The 16632-nt window shown below is 37.1% G+C and carries 16 protein-coding genes; 5 read left to right on the top strand and 11 right to left on the bottom strand.

The annotated features are described in order from the left end of the window. Positions 1–25: 25 nt before the first annotated feature. Together LGQ02_RS11830 and yhfH are read right to left on the bottom strand one after the other, a co-directional pair. The gene (locus tag LGQ02_RS11830) at positions 26–808 is read right to left on the bottom strand and encodes a DUF3891 family protein (protein ID WP_226514577.1); all 783 of its coding nucleotides are present in this window, start codon (positions 806–808) and stop codon (positions 26–28) included. Positions 809–1057: 249 nt separating this feature from the next. Further along, positions 1058–1189 (bottom strand): protein YhfH, encoded by a 132-nt coding sequence (gene yhfH, locus LGQ02_RS11835; RefSeq protein WP_226514578.1) that lies wholly within the window; start codon positions 1187–1189, stop codon positions 1058–1060. Positions 1190–1562: 373 nt separating this feature from the next. On the opposite strand from yhfH, the gene LGQ02_RS11840 reads away from it, so the two are divergent. Further along, the gene (locus tag LGQ02_RS11840) at positions 1563–1739 is read left to right on the top strand and encodes a hypothetical protein (protein WP_226514579.1); all 177 of its coding nucleotides are present in this window, start codon (positions 1563–1565) and stop codon (positions 1737–1739) included. Between the two features lie 44 nt (positions 1740–1783). Here the strand turns inward: LGQ02_RS11840 and LGQ02_RS11845 are convergent, their stop codons facing one another. The 5 genes from LGQ02_RS11845 to LGQ02_RS11865 are packed head-to-tail and all read right to left on the bottom strand — an operon-like array spanning position 1784 to position 5590. Beyond that, positions 1784–2584 (bottom strand): hypothetical protein, encoded by an 801-nt coding sequence (locus LGQ02_RS11845; protein ID WP_226514580.1) that lies wholly within the window; start codon positions 2582–2584, stop codon positions 1784–1786. Next, a complete protein-coding gene (locus LGQ02_RS11850) occupies positions 2584–3285 on the bottom strand; it encodes an ABC transporter ATP-binding protein (protein ID WP_226514581.1) in 702 nt (233 codons plus the stop codon). The genes LGQ02_RS11845 and LGQ02_RS11850 overlap by 1 nt, the downstream gene beginning before the upstream one ends. Continuing rightward, positions 3266–3667 (bottom strand): GntR family transcriptional regulator, encoded by a 402-nt coding sequence (locus LGQ02_RS11855; RefSeq protein ID WP_226514582.1) that lies wholly within the window; start codon positions 3665–3667, stop codon positions 3266–3268. The genes LGQ02_RS11850 and LGQ02_RS11855 overlap by 20 nt, the downstream gene beginning before the upstream one ends. A 56-nt stretch (positions 3668–3723) precedes the next feature. Beyond that, a complete protein-coding gene (locus LGQ02_RS11860; protein WP_226514583.1) occupies positions 3724–4680 on the bottom strand; it encodes a DUF2705 family protein in 957 nt (318 codons plus the stop codon). After that, on the bottom strand, positions 4667–5590 hold the full coding sequence (locus LGQ02_RS11865; protein ID WP_226514584.1) for an ABC transporter ATP-binding protein: 924 nt from the start codon (positions 5588–5590) through the stop codon (positions 4667–4669). Before LGQ02_RS11865 ends, LGQ02_RS11860 begins: the two co-directional genes overlap by 14 nt. A 172-nt stretch (positions 5591–5762) precedes the next feature. Between LGQ02_RS11865 and LGQ02_RS11870 the strand changes: the two genes are divergently transcribed. Next, positions 5763–7331, top strand: coding sequence for an alpha-amylase family glycosyl hydrolase (locus tag LGQ02_RS11870; protein ID WP_226514585.1), 1569 nt, complete (start codon positions 5763–5765; stop codon positions 7329–7331). Positions 7332–7467: 136 nt separating this feature from the next. On the opposite strand, the gene LGQ02_RS11875 is transcribed toward LGQ02_RS11870, so the two are convergent. Beyond that, on the bottom strand, positions 7468–8160 hold the full coding sequence (locus LGQ02_RS11875) for a peptidylprolyl isomerase (protein WP_226514586.1): 693 nt from the start codon (positions 8158–8160) through the stop codon (positions 7468–7470). A gap of 281 nt (positions 8161–8441) precedes the next feature. On the opposite strand from LGQ02_RS11875, the gene ric reads away from it, so the two are divergent. From ric to LGQ02_RS11890, 3 genes are all read left to right on the top strand, one after another. After that, entirely contained in the window at positions 8442–9155 is a 714-nt protein-coding gene (gene ric / locus LGQ02_RS11880; protein ID WP_226514587.1) for an iron-sulfur cluster repair di-iron protein, read from the top strand. A 437-nt stretch (positions 9156–9592) separates the two neighbouring features. After that, on the top strand, positions 9593–10951 hold the full coding sequence (locus tag LGQ02_RS11885; protein ID WP_226514588.1) for an IS110 family RNA-guided transposase: 1359 nt from the start codon (positions 9593–9595) through the stop codon (positions 10949–10951). A 455-nt stretch (positions 10952–11406) separates the two neighbouring features. Then, positions 11407–11787 carry a YhjD family protein gene (locus LGQ02_RS11890; protein WP_226514589.1) on the top strand — a complete coding sequence of 127 codons (381 nt, stop codon included), beginning with the start codon at positions 11407–11409 and terminating at the stop codon, positions 11785–11787. 128 nt (positions 11788–11915) lie between these two features. On the opposite strand, the gene LGQ02_RS11895 is transcribed toward LGQ02_RS11890, so the two are convergent. The 3 genes from LGQ02_RS11895 to LGQ02_RS11905 form a co-directional block, all read right to left on the bottom strand. Next, positions 11916–12779: an amidohydrolase family protein gene (locus LGQ02_RS11895; protein WP_226514590.1), complete on the bottom strand. Its 864-nt coding sequence runs from the start codon at positions 12777–12779 to the stop codon at positions 11916–11918. A 10-nt stretch (positions 12780–12789) separates the two neighbouring features. Beyond that, the gene (locus LGQ02_RS11900) at positions 12790–15903 is read right to left on the bottom strand and encodes a GNAT family N-acetyltransferase (protein ID WP_226514591.1); all 3114 of its coding nucleotides are present in this window, start codon (positions 15901–15903) and stop codon (positions 12790–12792) included. Positions 15904–16096: 193 nt separating this feature from the next. Then, positions 16097–16606: a YwpF-like family protein gene (locus tag LGQ02_RS11905; RefSeq protein WP_226514592.1), complete on the bottom strand. Its 510-nt coding sequence runs from the start codon at positions 16604–16606 to the stop codon at positions 16097–16099. Between the last annotated feature and the right edge of the window lie 26 nt (positions 16607–16632).

Here is a 16632-nt window from a genome sequence, read left to right on the forward strand (position 1 = left end):
GTGAGTAAAAGGAACCAGGCTTTTTTTAAATTGATAATCTCTCATTGCTTTTACTTCTGACAACGACTTTATGATATTTCGTTTCTTCATTATGATATACTTCTCGTAAATCCTCAATCACTCTATTTTTAGGTAGTTCCTTATATGGCACAACAATTTCAAGCTCATCTCCATGAAACGGAAATGGCTCAAGTTCAACTTCATGCTCACCACACCATTTAGCATAAATTTTTTTATGATTTAATGGTAAAAATCGTTGCCTAAAACCATCTTTAAACCAAGATAGTTCTTTTTCTTTAGTTATTCCCCATTCATTCATACATAAATAAAGTGACAGGTCATCACAAAATTGAAGTAAATCAAAATGGTATTTCACGGTCTGATCATTTATATCTTGTAATTGTTTTTTTAACTTCTTTTGTCGTTTCATTTCTAACTTTTTAAACTCTACCCCACGCAAATCCTTCTTCCCTTCGAAAAAGCTTGTATAATGCATACTAATTAAATATGCAGCGTACGAGTTTATATCTTGTATGTGGTCAACACCTCGTTTGTATGCCTTAATTTTTTCAGTAAGAGGATATTCTGTAAAAGAGGCTGGCTTTTTCTCATCTGACAAATATATAGGAAAATCATCTAATGGCACCCAACTTATATCATGTTGTGCAATCGCCACATTAACATCTTCTCGCCTATCTTCCTGAAAAAAGTAATCAATTTTCCATACTTTCGAAAACTCTCCCGAAATAAGCGCATGTTTATGTTGCTCTATTAAAATAAATGAATGCTCCCTTTCTCTAACAATCATTTCTCTCCCCCCTTTATCATCCTTTAATACAATTTCTCGTTCTAAAAGAAAATCTCCTCCATCCCCTTCATTTTCACTAACACACAACAAAACTTTTCATTAACACATTTATTCAATAAGCACCCTGAAGAACCTGCGAGGTTTGGCCAAAATCAGTAATAATTAACATAGCCATTCAATAAGAAAAAGGATCTGGGCCAAAGCGTATGTTTTGGGCCAGATCCTTTTATATTTCTTAAAAACGTTTCATTAATGAAATTCTTTTTCGCAATCTTCACACTCGTGGGAATAACAATCATGCATCTCTTCAATCTTATCCCCGCACTTTGCACATTCTTTTGGCGGTAAATTTTTAAAGAACTCAGTACTAGGTATTAACATTTTGTATCCCTCCCTCAAAGTTCAACTCAATTGTATTATAACAACACATCATAAACAATATGAAAAAATAGAACAATTTGAATTTTTTATGACAAAACAGTCTATTAATTACTAATATAAGGATGATTTTTACTATTTTCACGTTGGATAAGATGTTATTGTTATATACAATGAAAGTTTACTTACGTTTATTATATAACAGTACCCCGTTGTTTGTCACTTTAAAACGCGATTTATTTTCAGAAAAATTAAAATCATTTTAGTTGCCTATTCCCTTATGTTGAATATTTTTTGTTTTTAATTGCGAGAATAAGAAAACCGCACTATAATAAAGGTTGATACATAGAGAAATTTGTTAGGAGGATATACAGATATGCTAAATCGATTGCTATCATGGTCTTTATTAACAATCATGCTGACCTTTACACCCGTAGCAGCTGCATTTGCGGAAGATAATGGAGATAATGGTGGTTCATTGTTAGAAGGACCTTTTGTTATTTTGGCATTCGCCACTGTGATTATTATGATTTATTACGCGTTCCGTGACTAATCGAAGTGTACACAAAAGGCAGAGGGAGCCCCTCTGCCTTTTTATTATATTTGTACTTTCCGATCAAACAGCCAGCTAATCGCCCAAAATATGAGAATGATAATAACCACTTCAACAAGGAAGTAGCCTGCATAAATAGGGGTTTTCATTATTACTGGATCAACCCCTTCAAGGTTCATTTGTAATAAAAGATGTTCAGGTAAATCGCCTAAACGGAAGATTTCTCCCCATGAAGTGATCGCACTGTATACTGCTGTGTCAGTAAACCAGCTATAAATATAATTGAAAATAAACGTAATAATTATCCCAATTAACCAGCCAAGTGGTTTAATCACTTTTGACATGACATATATAAAGAGTCCTGCTAACCCAATTTGAATTGCACCTTGTGAAATGAAAAGGAATATGACAGGTGCGAATTCTCGAAGTAACGCTTGTAAAACTTCTAACACGAGGAATACTTCTTCGGAAAATGTCTCTGGTAACTGGTTCATTGCTCTTTCAAATAAAAAGCTAATCATAAACATCGTAATGAGTAATGATATAGCAAATTGGAAATAAGCAACTGTAAACTTACTTAATAGCAACTTCCAACCAGCGATCGGCATATTAAACCAAAAGTAAACGGTTCTTTCCTTCCACTCTTTCCTAAGAGAAAAAATAATTGAGAAAAACATGTAAAAAAGGTGGAGAAAGACTAACGGTATGCTTAATAAAAAGGCAAAAGGTGTTTGTCTTTCAATAAAGTAATAAAGAAGTGCAAAAATAACAACGATAAGAGAAGCATTTAACAAAAATCGAAATGTGCTTTCTTGCCAATCTTTTTTTAATAGATGCCAAAACATTAAGAAAGCACCTCCTTCATTACATCAACGAGTCCGATTCCTCGTTCTTCTTTAAGCTGTTCAACATTTGTATCCAATGCAACAGAACCTTCATTCATACAGATAATATGATCGAGAAACGGTTCGACTTCTTTTACTTCATGTGTTGATAGAATAAGCATTTGTCTCTCCACTTCAACGTTTGCCACAATTAGCCTCAAAATGTCTTCTCTAACAATTGGGTCCAACCCAGATAACGGTTCATCCATGACATAGATCGGAACATCTCGTGCTAGAGTCATAGCAATTTTCACACGTGCGCGATTTCCTTTGGATAAATGTTTAATTTTTTTCGTTTTATTAACCTTTAAACCGTCTAACATGTTTTCCGCTTTCTCTAAGGAAAAGTCTAGGATTGCTCCATGACAAAATTGCACAAGCTGAGAGACGGTTTGGAAGTCATACAACGAATCAATCTCTGCTAAATATGCGATTGAATGAGCGGTGTTCCTTGTTACTTTCTGCCCCATGACATGAACAGTCCCATTGGTCGGTCGAATGAATCCAGAAATAAGCTTTAAGAGTGTTGACTTGCCACTTCCGTTTGGTCCAACTAATCCGATGATACCATTTCCTTCTAATGATAAATCAACAAAATCAATCCCATCCTGTCTACCATATCTTTTTGTTACGTTGTTCAACTTAATCGTTGGCGTCATCATTCTGTGTTTCCCCTGCCTTTTCACGCTCGATTTGTTTCTTCACTAGTTCTACCGTTTCCTCTTTCGATAAACCAATTTTGCCCATTGCTAATAAAAACGCATTGATTTGTTTCTCTGCAGTTGTTATTTTCAATGATTCAATGACCTTTCCATCCTCAGTAACGAACGTCCCTTGCCCTCTTTTTGATTCAACGACACTCTCTCGCTCCATCTCCATATAAGCTCTTGAAACGGTATTTGGATTCACACCTGCCTCAATGGCCGTCTCACGAACTGAGGGTAGTTTCTCACCTGGTTTCCACTCTGATCTACAGATTTTTCCGTAAATATGCTCCATTAATTGAATATAGATTGGTCTGTCATTATCAAATTGTAATGCCACCTAGTTCCCCTCCCTTTAAGAGGCTTTCATCATAAACCTTATTGTAGCAGATCCATTTATTCAGCAACATCTCTTAGTGTAAATGTAACGATCGAAACAAATAAGAAAATAGCAAAATAAATGGTTAACATTAGTATAGAAAAGACCGGCGTCATTCCTTCTATGAGCGGGGACTGTTCTATATATTGCATGAAATATGTGTTCGCAAATAAAACATATTTCATCCATTCATATTGGCTTAGTAAGAAAACTACTTGTCCACCTGTAAATAACAAAACAAGTGATAAACCTATCGCTAATGACTGGTTACGAAAAACTGTACCAATCATAAATGCAAATGTCGTCATCATTATTAACTCTACAAAGTTAAGACCATAAATCGTGAAAACATATTGTACAACATGCCAGTCACGAATTTCTCCCCCAACAAATTCAACCCACCTTGCACCACTTAGGTCAGTAGGATACATCACAATACCGACGATGATTGAAATAAATAAGAGTGCTAGTAGCATCGTTAAAGAAAAATACATCACAGACACCCATTTGGAAAGTAATACTTTCCACCTTTGTACTGGACGAATTAATAATAGTTTGATCGTTCCTGTAGCGTGCTCAGTCGCGACAATACCCGCTGCTACAATAACGGTAAACATCGTAATAAAATGTACGAGCTGTCCGTTAGAAATTAGAAATTGCCAGAAGCCATTATTTGAAAGTGGCTCAATCTCATTTTCTAAATGATAGTTATTAACTAATTTTTGTTTTTCTAACTGTTCCTTTTCTATAGGGGATAAGTTTGGTTCTAATAACCGTTCTTCAATGACCATTGTTTCAGCTTTAAGATGATCATTCCAATATTCTTCATTCGCCTGCGGCTGTTCTACTAAAAATCTCATAAACAATCCTACTATAACAATAAGTGCTGCAAGAATGAGAAACATTACTTTCGTTCCTGTTTTCTTAAAGATTTTCATTGATTCATTTTGGATAAGTCCATTAAACTGATTCATCACGGCTTCCCCCTGTCAAATGTAAAAATTGATCTTCTAACGTTTGGTTTTCTCTTTTCTTCACTTCATAAATAGAAATATTTTGTTCGACTAACCTTTTAATGAGCGTTGGGATTTCTTGTTTTTTCACCTCGACTATGAAACCTTCCCCCGAACTTTTCACCTCATATTTACAATGATCTTTTATCAACTTAATCGCTTTTTCAACTTGAGCCACTTCTACTTCCCATTGTTCATTTGTACTCTTCACAAAACTTTCGACATGTTCAACTTTAATGATTTCTCCTTGTTGAATCACTGCAATCCGATCGCACATTTTTTCCATCTCAGATAGTAGATGACTAGAGACAATGATCGCAATCTTTTCTTTCACAGCTAAATTTCGTAAATAATCTCTTATCTCTCTAATCCCAGCAGGGTCAAGTCCATTCGTTGGTTCATCGAGAATCAATACTTTCGGTTTATGGAGTAACGCTTGTGCAAGACCTAGTCTTTGCTTCATACCGAGAGAGTACGTGTGAACTTTTTCATGAATTCTACTCGTTAATCCAACTAATGCGATCACTTCGTTCATCCGCTCATCTGTTACTGCTTTTGTCATTCTTTTGTAGTGCTTTAAGTTTTCGTATCCTGTTAAATAACCGTACATTTCTGGAGTTTCAACAACCGCACCAATTTGACTAATCGCCTTTTCAAAATGAGTGTTTAAATTTATTCCACCGATCTCAACACTTCCTTTCGAAGCTTTCATTAAGCCAGTGATAATGCGTATTGTCGTTGTTTTTCCTGCTCCGTTCGGCCCTAAAAAGCCGAATACTTCACCCGGATATACAGATAACGATACATCTTTAATAATCGGTTTGTTGTTAATCACTTTGGATAAATTCTTTAACTCAATTGCAGCATTCATCTTTTGATCACCTCTGTATTATTGTACTACTTGGATAGTACACTAACTAATTAATCCCGTCAACAAAAAGATAGAGGTCTTTTATTGTGCAAACGATTGCCCTTTTGTATTGATTGAATCCTATCTATCAAATAAAATAAGTAGTGAAAACGTTTTCTAATACTATTAGGTGGTGGCTATTTTGCGACTTATTTTTATTATTCTTGCTATATTTCTTTTGTCGGTAGGGTGCCAATCTTCTAATACAGAGCAATCTGTTTATACTCCAGAAGATTTTCCTTCTGAAAATATACAACTTTTAGAAGAATACCCTCATACCGTTTTTTATGAAATTTTCGTACGCGCTTTTTATGATTCAACAGATGATGGGATTGGAGATATCAAGGGTATGACTGAAAAGCTTGATTACTTAGAAGATTTAGGCGTCGGTGGTGTGTGGTTGATGCCGATACAACCTTCGCCAAGTTATCACGGTTATGATGTCACAGATTACTACGATATCCACCCTAAATTCGGAACAATGGATGATTTTAAACGTTTTGTTGATGAGGCGCATGAACGTGATATTAAAGTAATTATGGACCTTGTTGTCAACCATACAAGCTATGAGCATGAATGGTTCCAACACGCTTTAAATGATGAAGATAGTCCTTATCGCGACTGGTACATTTGGGCGGATGAAGATACTAATATTCGTGAACGGGGAGAATGGGGGCAAAATCTTTGGCATGGCATTGAACCGAACCAATACATGAGCGTCTTTTGGGAAGGTATGCCAGACCTCAATTTTGACCACCCGGATGTCCGTGAAAAAATGGTCGAAATCGGACACTTTTGGTTAGAAGATGTTGGTGTCGATGGTTTTCGTCTTGATGCAGCCAAACATATTTTCCCTGGTGAACACGAGAAAAACCTAGACTGGTGGGCTGAGTTTCGTTCTGAAATGGAAAAAGTAAATGAAGATGTATTCTTAGTTGGTGAAGTATGGGATATCCCGCAAGTAACTGCACCATACTTAGAGGAAGGCCTGCACTCCACATTCCATTTTGACCTTGCTGAGATGATGATTCAAGCTGCTCGAAGAGAACAAGGTAGCCGCCTCGTATCGTCATTGCTTCGTGATTTAAATCGTTTTGACCAACATTCAGATGATTACGTGAATGCTACATTTTTAACAAACCACGATATTAATCGAGTAATGAGTGAACTTCAAGGAAATGAAGAACGCGCCAAGATGGCCGCTTCCCTCCTTCTTACCTTGCCTGGTAGTCCGTTTATTTACTACGGAGAAGAAATTGGAATGGAAGGTCAAAAGCCTGACGAACATATTCGTGAACCGATGCTCTGGTATGAAGGTAAGAGTAGTGGTGGACAAACAAGCTGGATTACACCACGATACAATCTAGATAATGATGCACCTTCTGTAGAGAAGATGCAAAAAGACGAGGATTCGTTATGGCATCATTACAAAACGTTCATCCACTTACGCCAATCACAACCAGCTCTTGTTCTAGGGGAATTAATCGAAGCGGAAACGAGTGGTGATGGGATCATTTCTTTCATTCGAAAGAATGAGGAACAAGAACTACTTATCATCCATAATATGAGTAAAGACGAGCAGACAGTCGACATTGCAGATCCTTATAAAAGTCTCTTCTTCTTAGAAACAGATGAAAGCCAATTAGAAGATGATACTCTTCACATTGCTCCATACTCAACCGTGATTTTAAATAAAGGCTAGCCTAAAAATTAAAATTAGTGCTTATGTTTGATAGCTTATGTGCTCTCTTTCACTTCTAGCAACAATAAGAAATGTATTCTCCTTTAACAAAGCCTTAAAAAAGTACGAGGATGTCTTTAGACAACCTCGTACTTTTTTATTCAATCACTTCAACTGTTTCAATAACAACGTCTTCTGCTGGTCGATCTTGCATTTCTGTTTCTACTTGAGCGATCTCGTCAACAACATCCATACCACCTATCACATGACCGAACACCGTATGCCCAGGGTCCAAGTGAGGAGTTCCACCTCGTTCTAGATATTGTTCTTGAATCTCTTCTGAAAGCTCTAAATTATATTGATCCATAATCATATCCAACGTTTCTCTATCCATTGCCTCGTTTTGCACAATATAAAACTGACTACCATTCGTATTTGGGCCGCTATTTGCCATAGCGAGTGCACCTTTTAAATGAGTCAGCGCCTCAGTAAACTCATCTTCAAACGGTTCGCCATAGATGCTTTCACCACCAGTTCCTGTTCCAGTAGGGTCACCACCTTGGATCATAAAGTCTTCAATGACACGGTGGAAAATGACGCCATCATAATACCCTTCTTCACTTAACGATAAAAAGTTTTCTACTGCTTTTGGGGCATATTCAGGAAACAACTTCACATGGATATCTCCCTTGTTCGTTTTAATCACTGCTTCCCTCTCGTTCTCTGCAACCCCTTCTTCTAATTGTGGAAATTCATCTGGTTGAGCTTGGCCACTTTCTTCACCACAGGCAGCCAAACCGATAAGTAACGTAACACTAAGTAAAAGCATGATCATTTTGTTTTTATTCATTCTTATCCTCCTATCTCTCATTCAAAAAATCTTTTTTACCATTTGAATCAATTTCATAACTCCAAATATGATACCAAGTTCCGAATAATGAGCGTGAACTTCACTTCAAAATAAAACGTACATTTAATGATAAATTTATAATATCATTCGTTTCATTGCACAAAAACGGAATGATGAAATTGATTCTTTATAAAATAATTATAGCATTAGTGAGCCACATCACCGACAAGATTCACTGTTTATCGTACGATAGTATTAACTTAAATAAGGAGGTTTCATTAATGGAATCAACAGTTACGCGAGAAAGTAAAGTACGCGATATCGTCATCCAAATCCCCCGTTCAGATGAACTATTTAAGAATTATAAAATCGACTTTTGCTGTGGTGGAAACCGCCCTCTTCATGAAGCAATTGCAGAAAAGCAACTAGATGAAACGTCCATTCTTTCTGCCCTTTATTCACTAGAAGAAGAAGCAAAAGAGATGAAAGCAAAAGATCAACAAGATTGGATGAGTGAATCCTATCCAGCGCTGATGGAACACATCGTTCGCAGACACCACGGTTATTTAGTTGAAGAACTTCCTGACCTTAGTTTTTATGTAACAAAAATTTTCCGAGTACACGGTAGCTCACACCCAGAATTAGAAAAACTTCACCGCCTATTCCATCAATTAAAGATGGAGCTTGAACAACACATGGTAAAAGAGGAGCAAATGGTTTTCCCTGCGATTCGAAATTATGCCACTTCACAAAGTGATGCGGACTATAATTATGCCTTACAACGATTAAACGAACTAGAAGCAGAACACGAAGAAGCGGGTTCTCTTCTAAAGGAAATTAGAGAAACTACTTCTGATTTTACACTGCCACCGGGGGCTTGTACAACATATAAAATGACATTTAAGCGTCTTGAAGAACTAGAATCAGATATGTTCCAGCACGTTCACCTAGAAAACAACGTTTTATTCCCAAGACTTCAAAACGAAACTGCATAAGAACAAAAGCGCAAGCGCCTTGTACACGAGCGACAAGCGCTGGAGGCCCGGCATGAAGAAGTCGCTCAAGACTTCAAATGACGGGGCGAAGCGACCTCGAGCGAAGCTACGTCATTGAGTTTGCTTCCTTGTAGCTTTGCGACGAGTAAAACGAAGTGACGCAGGAGTCAAGTAGGCGCTTAGCTGTCTCTTCCTCTACCAGCTTTCCTTCGAAGCTTGATCCGTCGAGACAACTCGAAGTACCTCTGAGAAGTAACGCTCGTCGCTGAAGCTAGACGTAACCACTAGCTAGAAATTTATCCACAAGCACATATTTTATAATTTCCTGGTGTATGAAATAATAATTTTGTACAAAAAAAGTCCCACTGACTATGCTACGATTGAAGTACTTAACCAAGTTTAACTCAATCACCCACCCACCAAGGAGGTCATAGTCAATGAGACTACTTAAGAGTAAACAAGGATTAAGAAGAAGTCAATTCGCACAAGAAATTCGAGGGGCTGATTTAGAAAAAGTATTACTTGTTCCCATAGATGTATCAAAAGTATTACAAAAATCAATGATCATGAATTATTATGGTGAGGTTATAGATGATCCTTTTTCCTTCATGGTCAATCAAACAGGAATGAACCTTTTGATTCAAAAGATTGAAAAAGCAAAACAGTACTCACAGGCTGAGCGTGTGTTTGTAGGAATAGAAGCTACCGGTCACTATTATGAAGATATCGTTCGAATCCTAACGGATTGTGGATATTCTGTTCACATTATTAATCCTGCTTCTACTAATGAAGAAAGAAAGCAGCACCTTACTTATACGAAAACTGATGATATCGATTTGTATTTAATAGCTGAGGTTTTAATTGGGAATAAAGCTACAAATGCAAAACTCTCTAAAGGAGATTACAAACGACTCCAACATCTCACAAGGGCTCGAAGAAGTGAAATCAATAAGCGTTCTCGGATTAAAACAGAGATACGTACTATGCACGATCATATTTGGCGTGAATATCAAGGTTTCAGCGTATTAGAAAATGGAAAAGTCAAAACCAAACGAACTTTTAGTGATTTTTGGGGAAAAGCTAGTATGCATTTATTAACCCACTTTCCACATGCGTCTCAAATTTTAGAACTTGGAGAGGTTGGATTAAAAAGATTGTCGAAAGATCACAATTTAAAAATAAGACAATCAACCATAAAAAAGCTTCTTCACGCTGCTGATGAAAGTGTATCAAAATCTTTAGAGGAACTCTCAAGTGAACTTTTCATCTTAAAACAAAAGCTAAGGGATTACGAATGGCATACACAAACCATTCAATCATATGAGTTGGAAATTGAGCGTATTTTCATTAAGACAGATGGTATGCTTCTCCTTACAGTCCCAGGAATCGGTCTTGTCACTGCAGCCGAAGTCTATTGTGAAATGGGAGATCTTTCTCATTATTCGAACGCAAACCAAATCATAAAAAAGGCAGGAACCAATCCTACGATTAAACAATCGGGGCCAGATGCCGGCTATTACGGTCATATTTCCAAACAAGGAAACGCAAACTTGCGAAGAGCCGTCTATTACGCTGGTCGCTCACTTAGTGTGCATAATGATGCCTTAAAACCTTTCTATTCTCGATTGAAAGAAAAAGGTAAGAAGACTAAAAAGATATATATTGCTATGGGAAACAAATTCTTAAAGATTGCTTTTGCGATGTTAAAAAATCAGACACCCTTCCAGTGTAAAGAACCCAACTTTAACTACGAAAAAGAAGTTATGAAAAAACTTGCTCTACCAATAGCTGCATAATTTCACATAAAAAATAGGCACCATTCTTTTGGTTCGAGTGGAGATCCAATCTATTTTCCTGAGGCCCTGACCTCGAAGTTTAGCTTAATCCCACTCGTCCTGTAAATGCGAATCAGTACGTTAATAAAACATTTTGTACTCTATGCCAGAATGCATCAATGCAGAAAAAGAAGCGAGTGTATACCCCATTTCTGAATCAAGAAAGTGGTGCCTATTTCATAAATAACTTGGTTAATTGTTACTTGTAAAAAAATCCAATTACAGTAAGTGTGTTTGAGTTACTCAAAATCTTCAAAAAAGTATTTGACATTGTACGCTAAACTACTAGAAAAAGCGATAAATGACGAAAATACGGGAGAATTCTTCCGTATTTTTTCTTGACTATTTTTCCTCCATCCGTAAAATAATAAGTAGAACAAATGTTCGTTTTTTATTAAATGAGGAGGGAAACGCCCATGGCCAAGCTCACTGTTGAAGAAGAGCAATTAAGTGAATCATACATCTTGTGCGAGTTGGCCCGAAAAGTGTTAGAAAAGGATTTAAAGAGGTTAGAGCAAGCTCCTTTGAAATTGAAAGACCCTTATGTTCACCTTTTGGAACATACCCTTCAACAGCTCAGCAAAGATTTGTACACGACAAAAGCGAAAATGAAGAAGCTAGGAATAAAAGTCCAGTTAAACGACCATGATGAAACGTTTTCTGAGTATACAATCTTTTTTCGAGGGTATGTTCTTACCGCAAAGTATTTAAATGCCCATTTAAAAAACCGAGTGAGTGATCAAATTGCTCATTTATTTACTCCTTCTAAAAATGAAAAAGAACATCCTTTTCATTAACAGTAAATAAACATGATAAAGAAAATTCGGCGATTGCCGAGCCTACAGACGTTGGGAACTCCGTCGTTTTGCTTATACTTCACACGTGAAAATTTTCTCTACGTCTAACTCGCTACTTCGCTAAAATATTATCGGTGTAAAAAAGGTTTTATTTTTGAGAAAACATTTGTCGCGGTATGATAAAATAGGTCATCCCATGAAGAAGATGGAAAATGATCTTGAATAAATTTAATATAAGGCTCCATCTGAACTAACGGCCAGTCCGTCCCAAACATAAACTTTTCATAGTGATCACAAAATGCCACAGCATGCTTTAAATGATCAAAAAAGTGTGGTGTGTTCGTAATTCTATTTACTTCCTTCCGATCTCCAACAATCAGACCAGACAGATCGGCGAACATGTTGCGGTTTTTATATACAACTTCAGCGGCATCAAGCATCCACGGATCTCCAAAATGAGCCATAACAAATGTAACATCACGATGACGGACAGCGACTTCGTCTAATGTAAGAGGGTGTGCGTATTTTAACAATCCTCTTTCTGAATATGTATCTCCTGTATGAAAAACAACAGGAACATCAAATCCCTTTGCAATTTCATATACAGGCTCATAAACCTTATCGTAAGCATAAAAAGGGTAATAACCTAAATAAATTTTTATTCCTACCGCTTCTGGCTTTAACAGCTCCTTTTCTAACTGTGACAACTCTTTTTTTCCTAGACGATAAGGATTAACACCTGGACAGTAAACAATTTTTGGGTCATTCCCCTTAACCATATCTAAACCCATTGGAGTAGGAGGGAGAGAGTCTGGAAACCCTTCTCCTCCCTCCATTTCACGAAGTCCCATCCCAATACCTAACACAACGTTATTCTCGTTCATTTCTTTATATAAACCTTCAACAGAATAATCAATATGTGACAAATGCTTTGCCGTATGCTCAAACGATCCGATATATGATAAGTGAATATGAGCATCAATAATTTTCATCGTTCCCACCTCACTCGCTTCGATAAAAGCGAATTGTCCTTAAAACTTCCAGTTCATCTAGTTGATGCATGTTCTCTGAGAAAAGGAAAAAGTGCGGAGAAGTCATCGTAGACCGTCCATTTTTGACATACAATGGCTGCTGCATCCCGATACAAACAACTTCACGATTCATGTACACTTCTAAATTATCCAATTCATTATTCGGAATAAAGTGCAACTTTTCCTGACTTCCTTTTTGAGTAAACGTCGCATAGTCCAACCCGAAATGATGAGCTTCATGATGATGATGGACAAATGCCTCCTCATTTTTACCATTAACATAAGCGGTAATATCCCCACGCTTGTTACCGGTATATAAATTAAACATACTCGTTTGCGTTGTTCCGTGGAAATCATACCCTATATTCTGCTCGACCTCAGTAAAAGTCGCTAATACAGGAATACCCGCTCGAGTTGCTACGTACTGATGAAACACAATTCCATCATATAATGCGTGGTCCTTAATCACTGTAGACATTTTTAATCCGTCCCACACTTCTCCATGTGAGTCAGTAAGCTTAACAAACTGGCACGTTGACGAAGAATCTATTATTGTACGTTGTAAAAGTTGACGAAGTGAATAATTAATACCACCGATCCATGGATTCCACCAAGATTTCGCTGATGGCGTTGGAAAGGAGCTATCAAGCCACTCCGTCCCCCCTACTTTTAATGAATAAAACGATGGATAAAACGCTGGAGAACCTTTTACAGAAATATAACCATTATCCAATGTGTAAACTTCCTCACCCTGTTCAACAACGATACCCTTTCTAACTTCTCCATCAATTTGTACCGGAAAAACGAGCAAGTCTTTCTCGACAACTTGGCTAGATAGCATTCCCGATAAACGATAGCGCTGAATTCGACGTACACCGTTTGAATCAACAGAAATATTCGTCTCCCAACTGTGCCACGTTTCAGATTCAGACTTTTCAAATGTAGCGATCGTTTCCTCTTTATCATCAGTTATTTGCAAGCTCGTTTCAGCCGATTGGTTAACAAATGGAGAAAAAGTAATCACTGTATCCTCACTTACAAAAGGGTAGCCATCTTTCGGTTGAAAAGGTAAAGGAAGCGCTACCGTTGGTTTTTCGATCACTTGCTTTTTTAATGAAAATTCTTTTACTTCTTGTATTGTTGAAAATACATTTAAACCAAAGAATATCTTTGAAGTTGATACAACACTTCCACTGTCTATATTTTCCCATGTTTCATCAAAATACATCATATGCCACGTATGAAAATGAAGCCGACTATTCCCTTCCCAGATTAAGACTGCATTATATTCTTTCTCTTTTGTAAACAGCCAATTTTCAGACAATTTATTTTCATCCCATGCATTTACTTCATGGTAATACGTCCCTTCGTTAAAAATCGTCTTCCCTGCATAAGGTAGATACGTATTTGCTAATGAATAAGTCAGTGGTAAATTTACATGGAGCTCTTCAACCATCTCTTCTCCGCGATTTTCAATGAGGTAATGCTGACTCATTAAACCTTCACTAGACAATTCAATGACTCGATGCAAAGTAATATTAGGAAAATCTCTAGAAGAATAGCTTACTTTCATACCAACAGTCTGCCCATCTATAAAGAAATGGACGTTATTAGGTTTTTTCATCGAAAATTCTTCAGAAAACGGCTTTCCTAGCTTAGGATAAAAGAACAGATGATCACTTTCATTTTTTCTTCCTCGCTCATATAGTAATTGATTATTCACCTTTTTCATCGCAACATGTGTAACACCATTGAACAAGTGGTAATAATCTGGACACTCTCCATAAATATTTGCACTTAAAGTATTGAATGGCAATGCGATATGTGTCTTAAAATCAACCGATTCTCCTTCTTCAGTGACTACTTTGACCGTTATTTTTTCACTATAAAAGCAAGCAGATAATACATCCGCTGAAAACGATATCGTTTTCTTTTCTTTCGCTTGCAAGTCAGTATCTAAGCTAGCACCATGAAAGTGAATACAGTCATGATCTGGGAGTTGTAAAGATACATTGATGTTTGTATCAAAGTGATTTTCAAGCTTCAAGAAAACCGTTTCAGTTGCTTTGTCAAAACTCATCCTCCCATTTACATAACTATTTATGGAAACCGGCTCTTTCGGTAATATCCCTAGTTGTAATGGGATGACCTCTCCGTTAATCGTGACAGCAGCGCCTACAGTCGGGTGCGTTCGTTTTGAGTCTTGCTTTTCTTCTGTCGAGTGAATAAAAAAAGAACCTTCCATATTTGCGCAATCTGCTATTACTTTTTGAGACGGAAGATCGATATCAATCTGTTCATTGCTAAGAGGACTAACATTCACTGCCATCTGTTCCGACGTTTTATTTCGTACTTTTACATAAACCGGATACGACTTACCGAAAACATTTTGATGTTGATCAACCTCTAACTTTACCGAATAGTCATTCGTTTCAATTTCACAGATTCCCCGACCGGATTTTTCAAAGGTTACTTTTAAATTTTGACCATCTTTTTCCCAGTAATAGTGGTAAAAATCAAAACCATTTCTTGTTTCCCCATCTGGTTCAACGAGGATTTCACGCTGACTATCTTTATACCAGTCCGCTTTTTCAAAAAAGTGTTGAAAGGCTGGTTGTGTTAATACTGTTGGAAGGAAGTTCATTAAGTGGACCGAGTCGTCCCTGTTCTCCCAAAAGAAGCCACACTTTTTATATAAGGGAACAGCCTTTGTGTTACCAGGCCAAGTATATAAATCGAGGCGTGGCCATTTTCGATTTATTGTTTCCTCAAGGGCTCTTAGAAGAAGCTTTTTACCAATCTTTTTGCCATGATAATCCGGACGCACATTTAATAGTGGAATATAAAGCGCACCTTTATCTTCTCTATATTCAGAGAGACCACAATAACCAACGGCTTCATCTCCAACCATCGCAATGTACGTACATAAGTTCGTTGAGTTTCCTTCTTGTGATTGCACATGATCACTCGTCTTAACATCAGCATGCCCACCCCAGCCGTCTCTACTTTCATTCCACATATGAGCGACGGCTTCTGCTAATTCAGGTTTATACTTTACGATTTTTACTTCACTTGTTAATTTCATGTTTATTCCTATCTCCCCTCCGCACCAACTGTTATGTAAGGTGATTTCATATAAAAATTACAAGCTTTCCAAACAAACTTTCCTGAAAATAAGCAATGTCTGCTTCGGACGATCCGGAGCCTCAAACACTAGCAGAGCCTTTAATAAAAAGGCCTTAAAAGAACGCCTCCAAATATAGAAGACGTTCGTAAGTTTATTTTGAATCAGAATCGTAATATCCTTCTTCTTTTGCTTGTTCATATGCATTCGTTAAAATACCTTGGATTGCTTGCCCTCTATCTTTTTTGCGGCGCTTAAACTCTTCATAAAGTTCTTCACCAGAATACCCTTCTTCTACTAAGTTCTTAAGTAACATATCTGAGAGGTCATCCTTTTTCGCAACAATCACTCCGTCTAAATGGATACTTAAATGTTCTTGTAGTTCATGAATTGATTTTACTTGGCAAACGAGTGTTGCCGGATCATTTGTCTTCTTCGTTATCGTTACTTCAGCCATGAACGTCTGGTTTGATTGATAATAATCCTCAAAATATTCCTTCCATTCAGGTGTTACGACAGCTTCAATAAGCCAGTTTTTCTTTGCTTCTTCTTTATTAATAATTAGCCCCTCAACAAGTGGGATTTGTTTTCCTTTTATCTCACTTTGTTCTTCGTGTTCATCATCAAACAAAATGGCTAATGAACAGAGCTTAAATGTTTTCATCGTGAACAACCTCCTGCAGTTTCCTA

The organism is Bacillus shivajii (assembly GCF_020519665.1).
Lineage (GTDB): Bacteria > Bacillota > Bacilli > Bacillales > Salisediminibacteriaceae > Bacillus_CA > Bacillus_CA shivajii.

Coding starts and splice junctions, on each gene's coding strand:
- LGQ02_RS11905 (WP_226514592.1), bottom strand. CDS start 16,606: ATGAAAACATTTAAGCTCTGTTCATTAGCCATTTTGTTTGATGATGAA.
- LGQ02_RS11890 (WP_226514589.1), top strand. CDS start 11,407: ATGGCCAAGCTCACTGTTGAAGAAGAGCAATTAAGTGAATCATACATC.
- ric (WP_226514587.1), top strand. CDS start 8,442: ATGGAATCAACAGTTACGCGAGAAAGTAAAGTACGCGATATCGTCATC.
- LGQ02_RS11875 (WP_226514586.1), bottom strand. CDS start 8,160: ATGAATAAAAACAAAATGATCATGCTTTTACTTAGTGTTACGTTACTT.
- LGQ02_RS11830 (WP_226514577.1), bottom strand. CDS start 808: ATGATTGTTAGAGAAAGGGAGCATTCATTTATTTTAATAGAGCAACAT.
- LGQ02_RS11860 (WP_226514583.1), bottom strand. CDS start 4,680: ATGAATCAGTTTAATGGACTTATCCAAAATGAATCAATGAAAATCTTT.
- yhfH (WP_226514578.1), bottom strand. CDS start 1,189: ATGTTAATACCTAGTACTGAGTTCTTTAAAAATTTACCGCCAAAAGAA.
- LGQ02_RS11900 (WP_226514591.1), bottom strand. CDS start 15,903: ATGAAATTAACAAGTGAAGTAAAAATCGTAAAGTATAAACCTGAATTA.
- LGQ02_RS11865 (WP_226514584.1), bottom strand. CDS start 5,590: ATGAATGCTGCAATTGAGTTAAAGAATTTATCCAAAGTGATTAACAAC.
- LGQ02_RS11895 (WP_226514590.1), bottom strand. CDS start 12,779: ATGAAAATTATTGATGCTCATATTCACTTATCATATATCGGATCGTTT.
- LGQ02_RS11885 (WP_226514588.1), top strand. CDS start 9,593: ATGAGACTACTTAAGAGTAAACAAGGATTAAGAAGAAGTCAATTCGCA.
- LGQ02_RS11845 (WP_226514580.1), bottom strand. CDS start 2,584: ATGTTTTGGCATCTATTAAAAAAAGATTGGCAAGAAAGCACATTTCGA.
- LGQ02_RS11850 (WP_226514581.1), bottom strand. CDS start 3,285: ATGATGACGCCAACGATTAAGTTGAACAACGTAACAAAAAGATATGGT.
- LGQ02_RS11840 (WP_226514579.1), top strand. CDS start 1,563: ATGCTAAATCGATTGCTATCATGGTCTTTATTAACAATCATGCTGACC.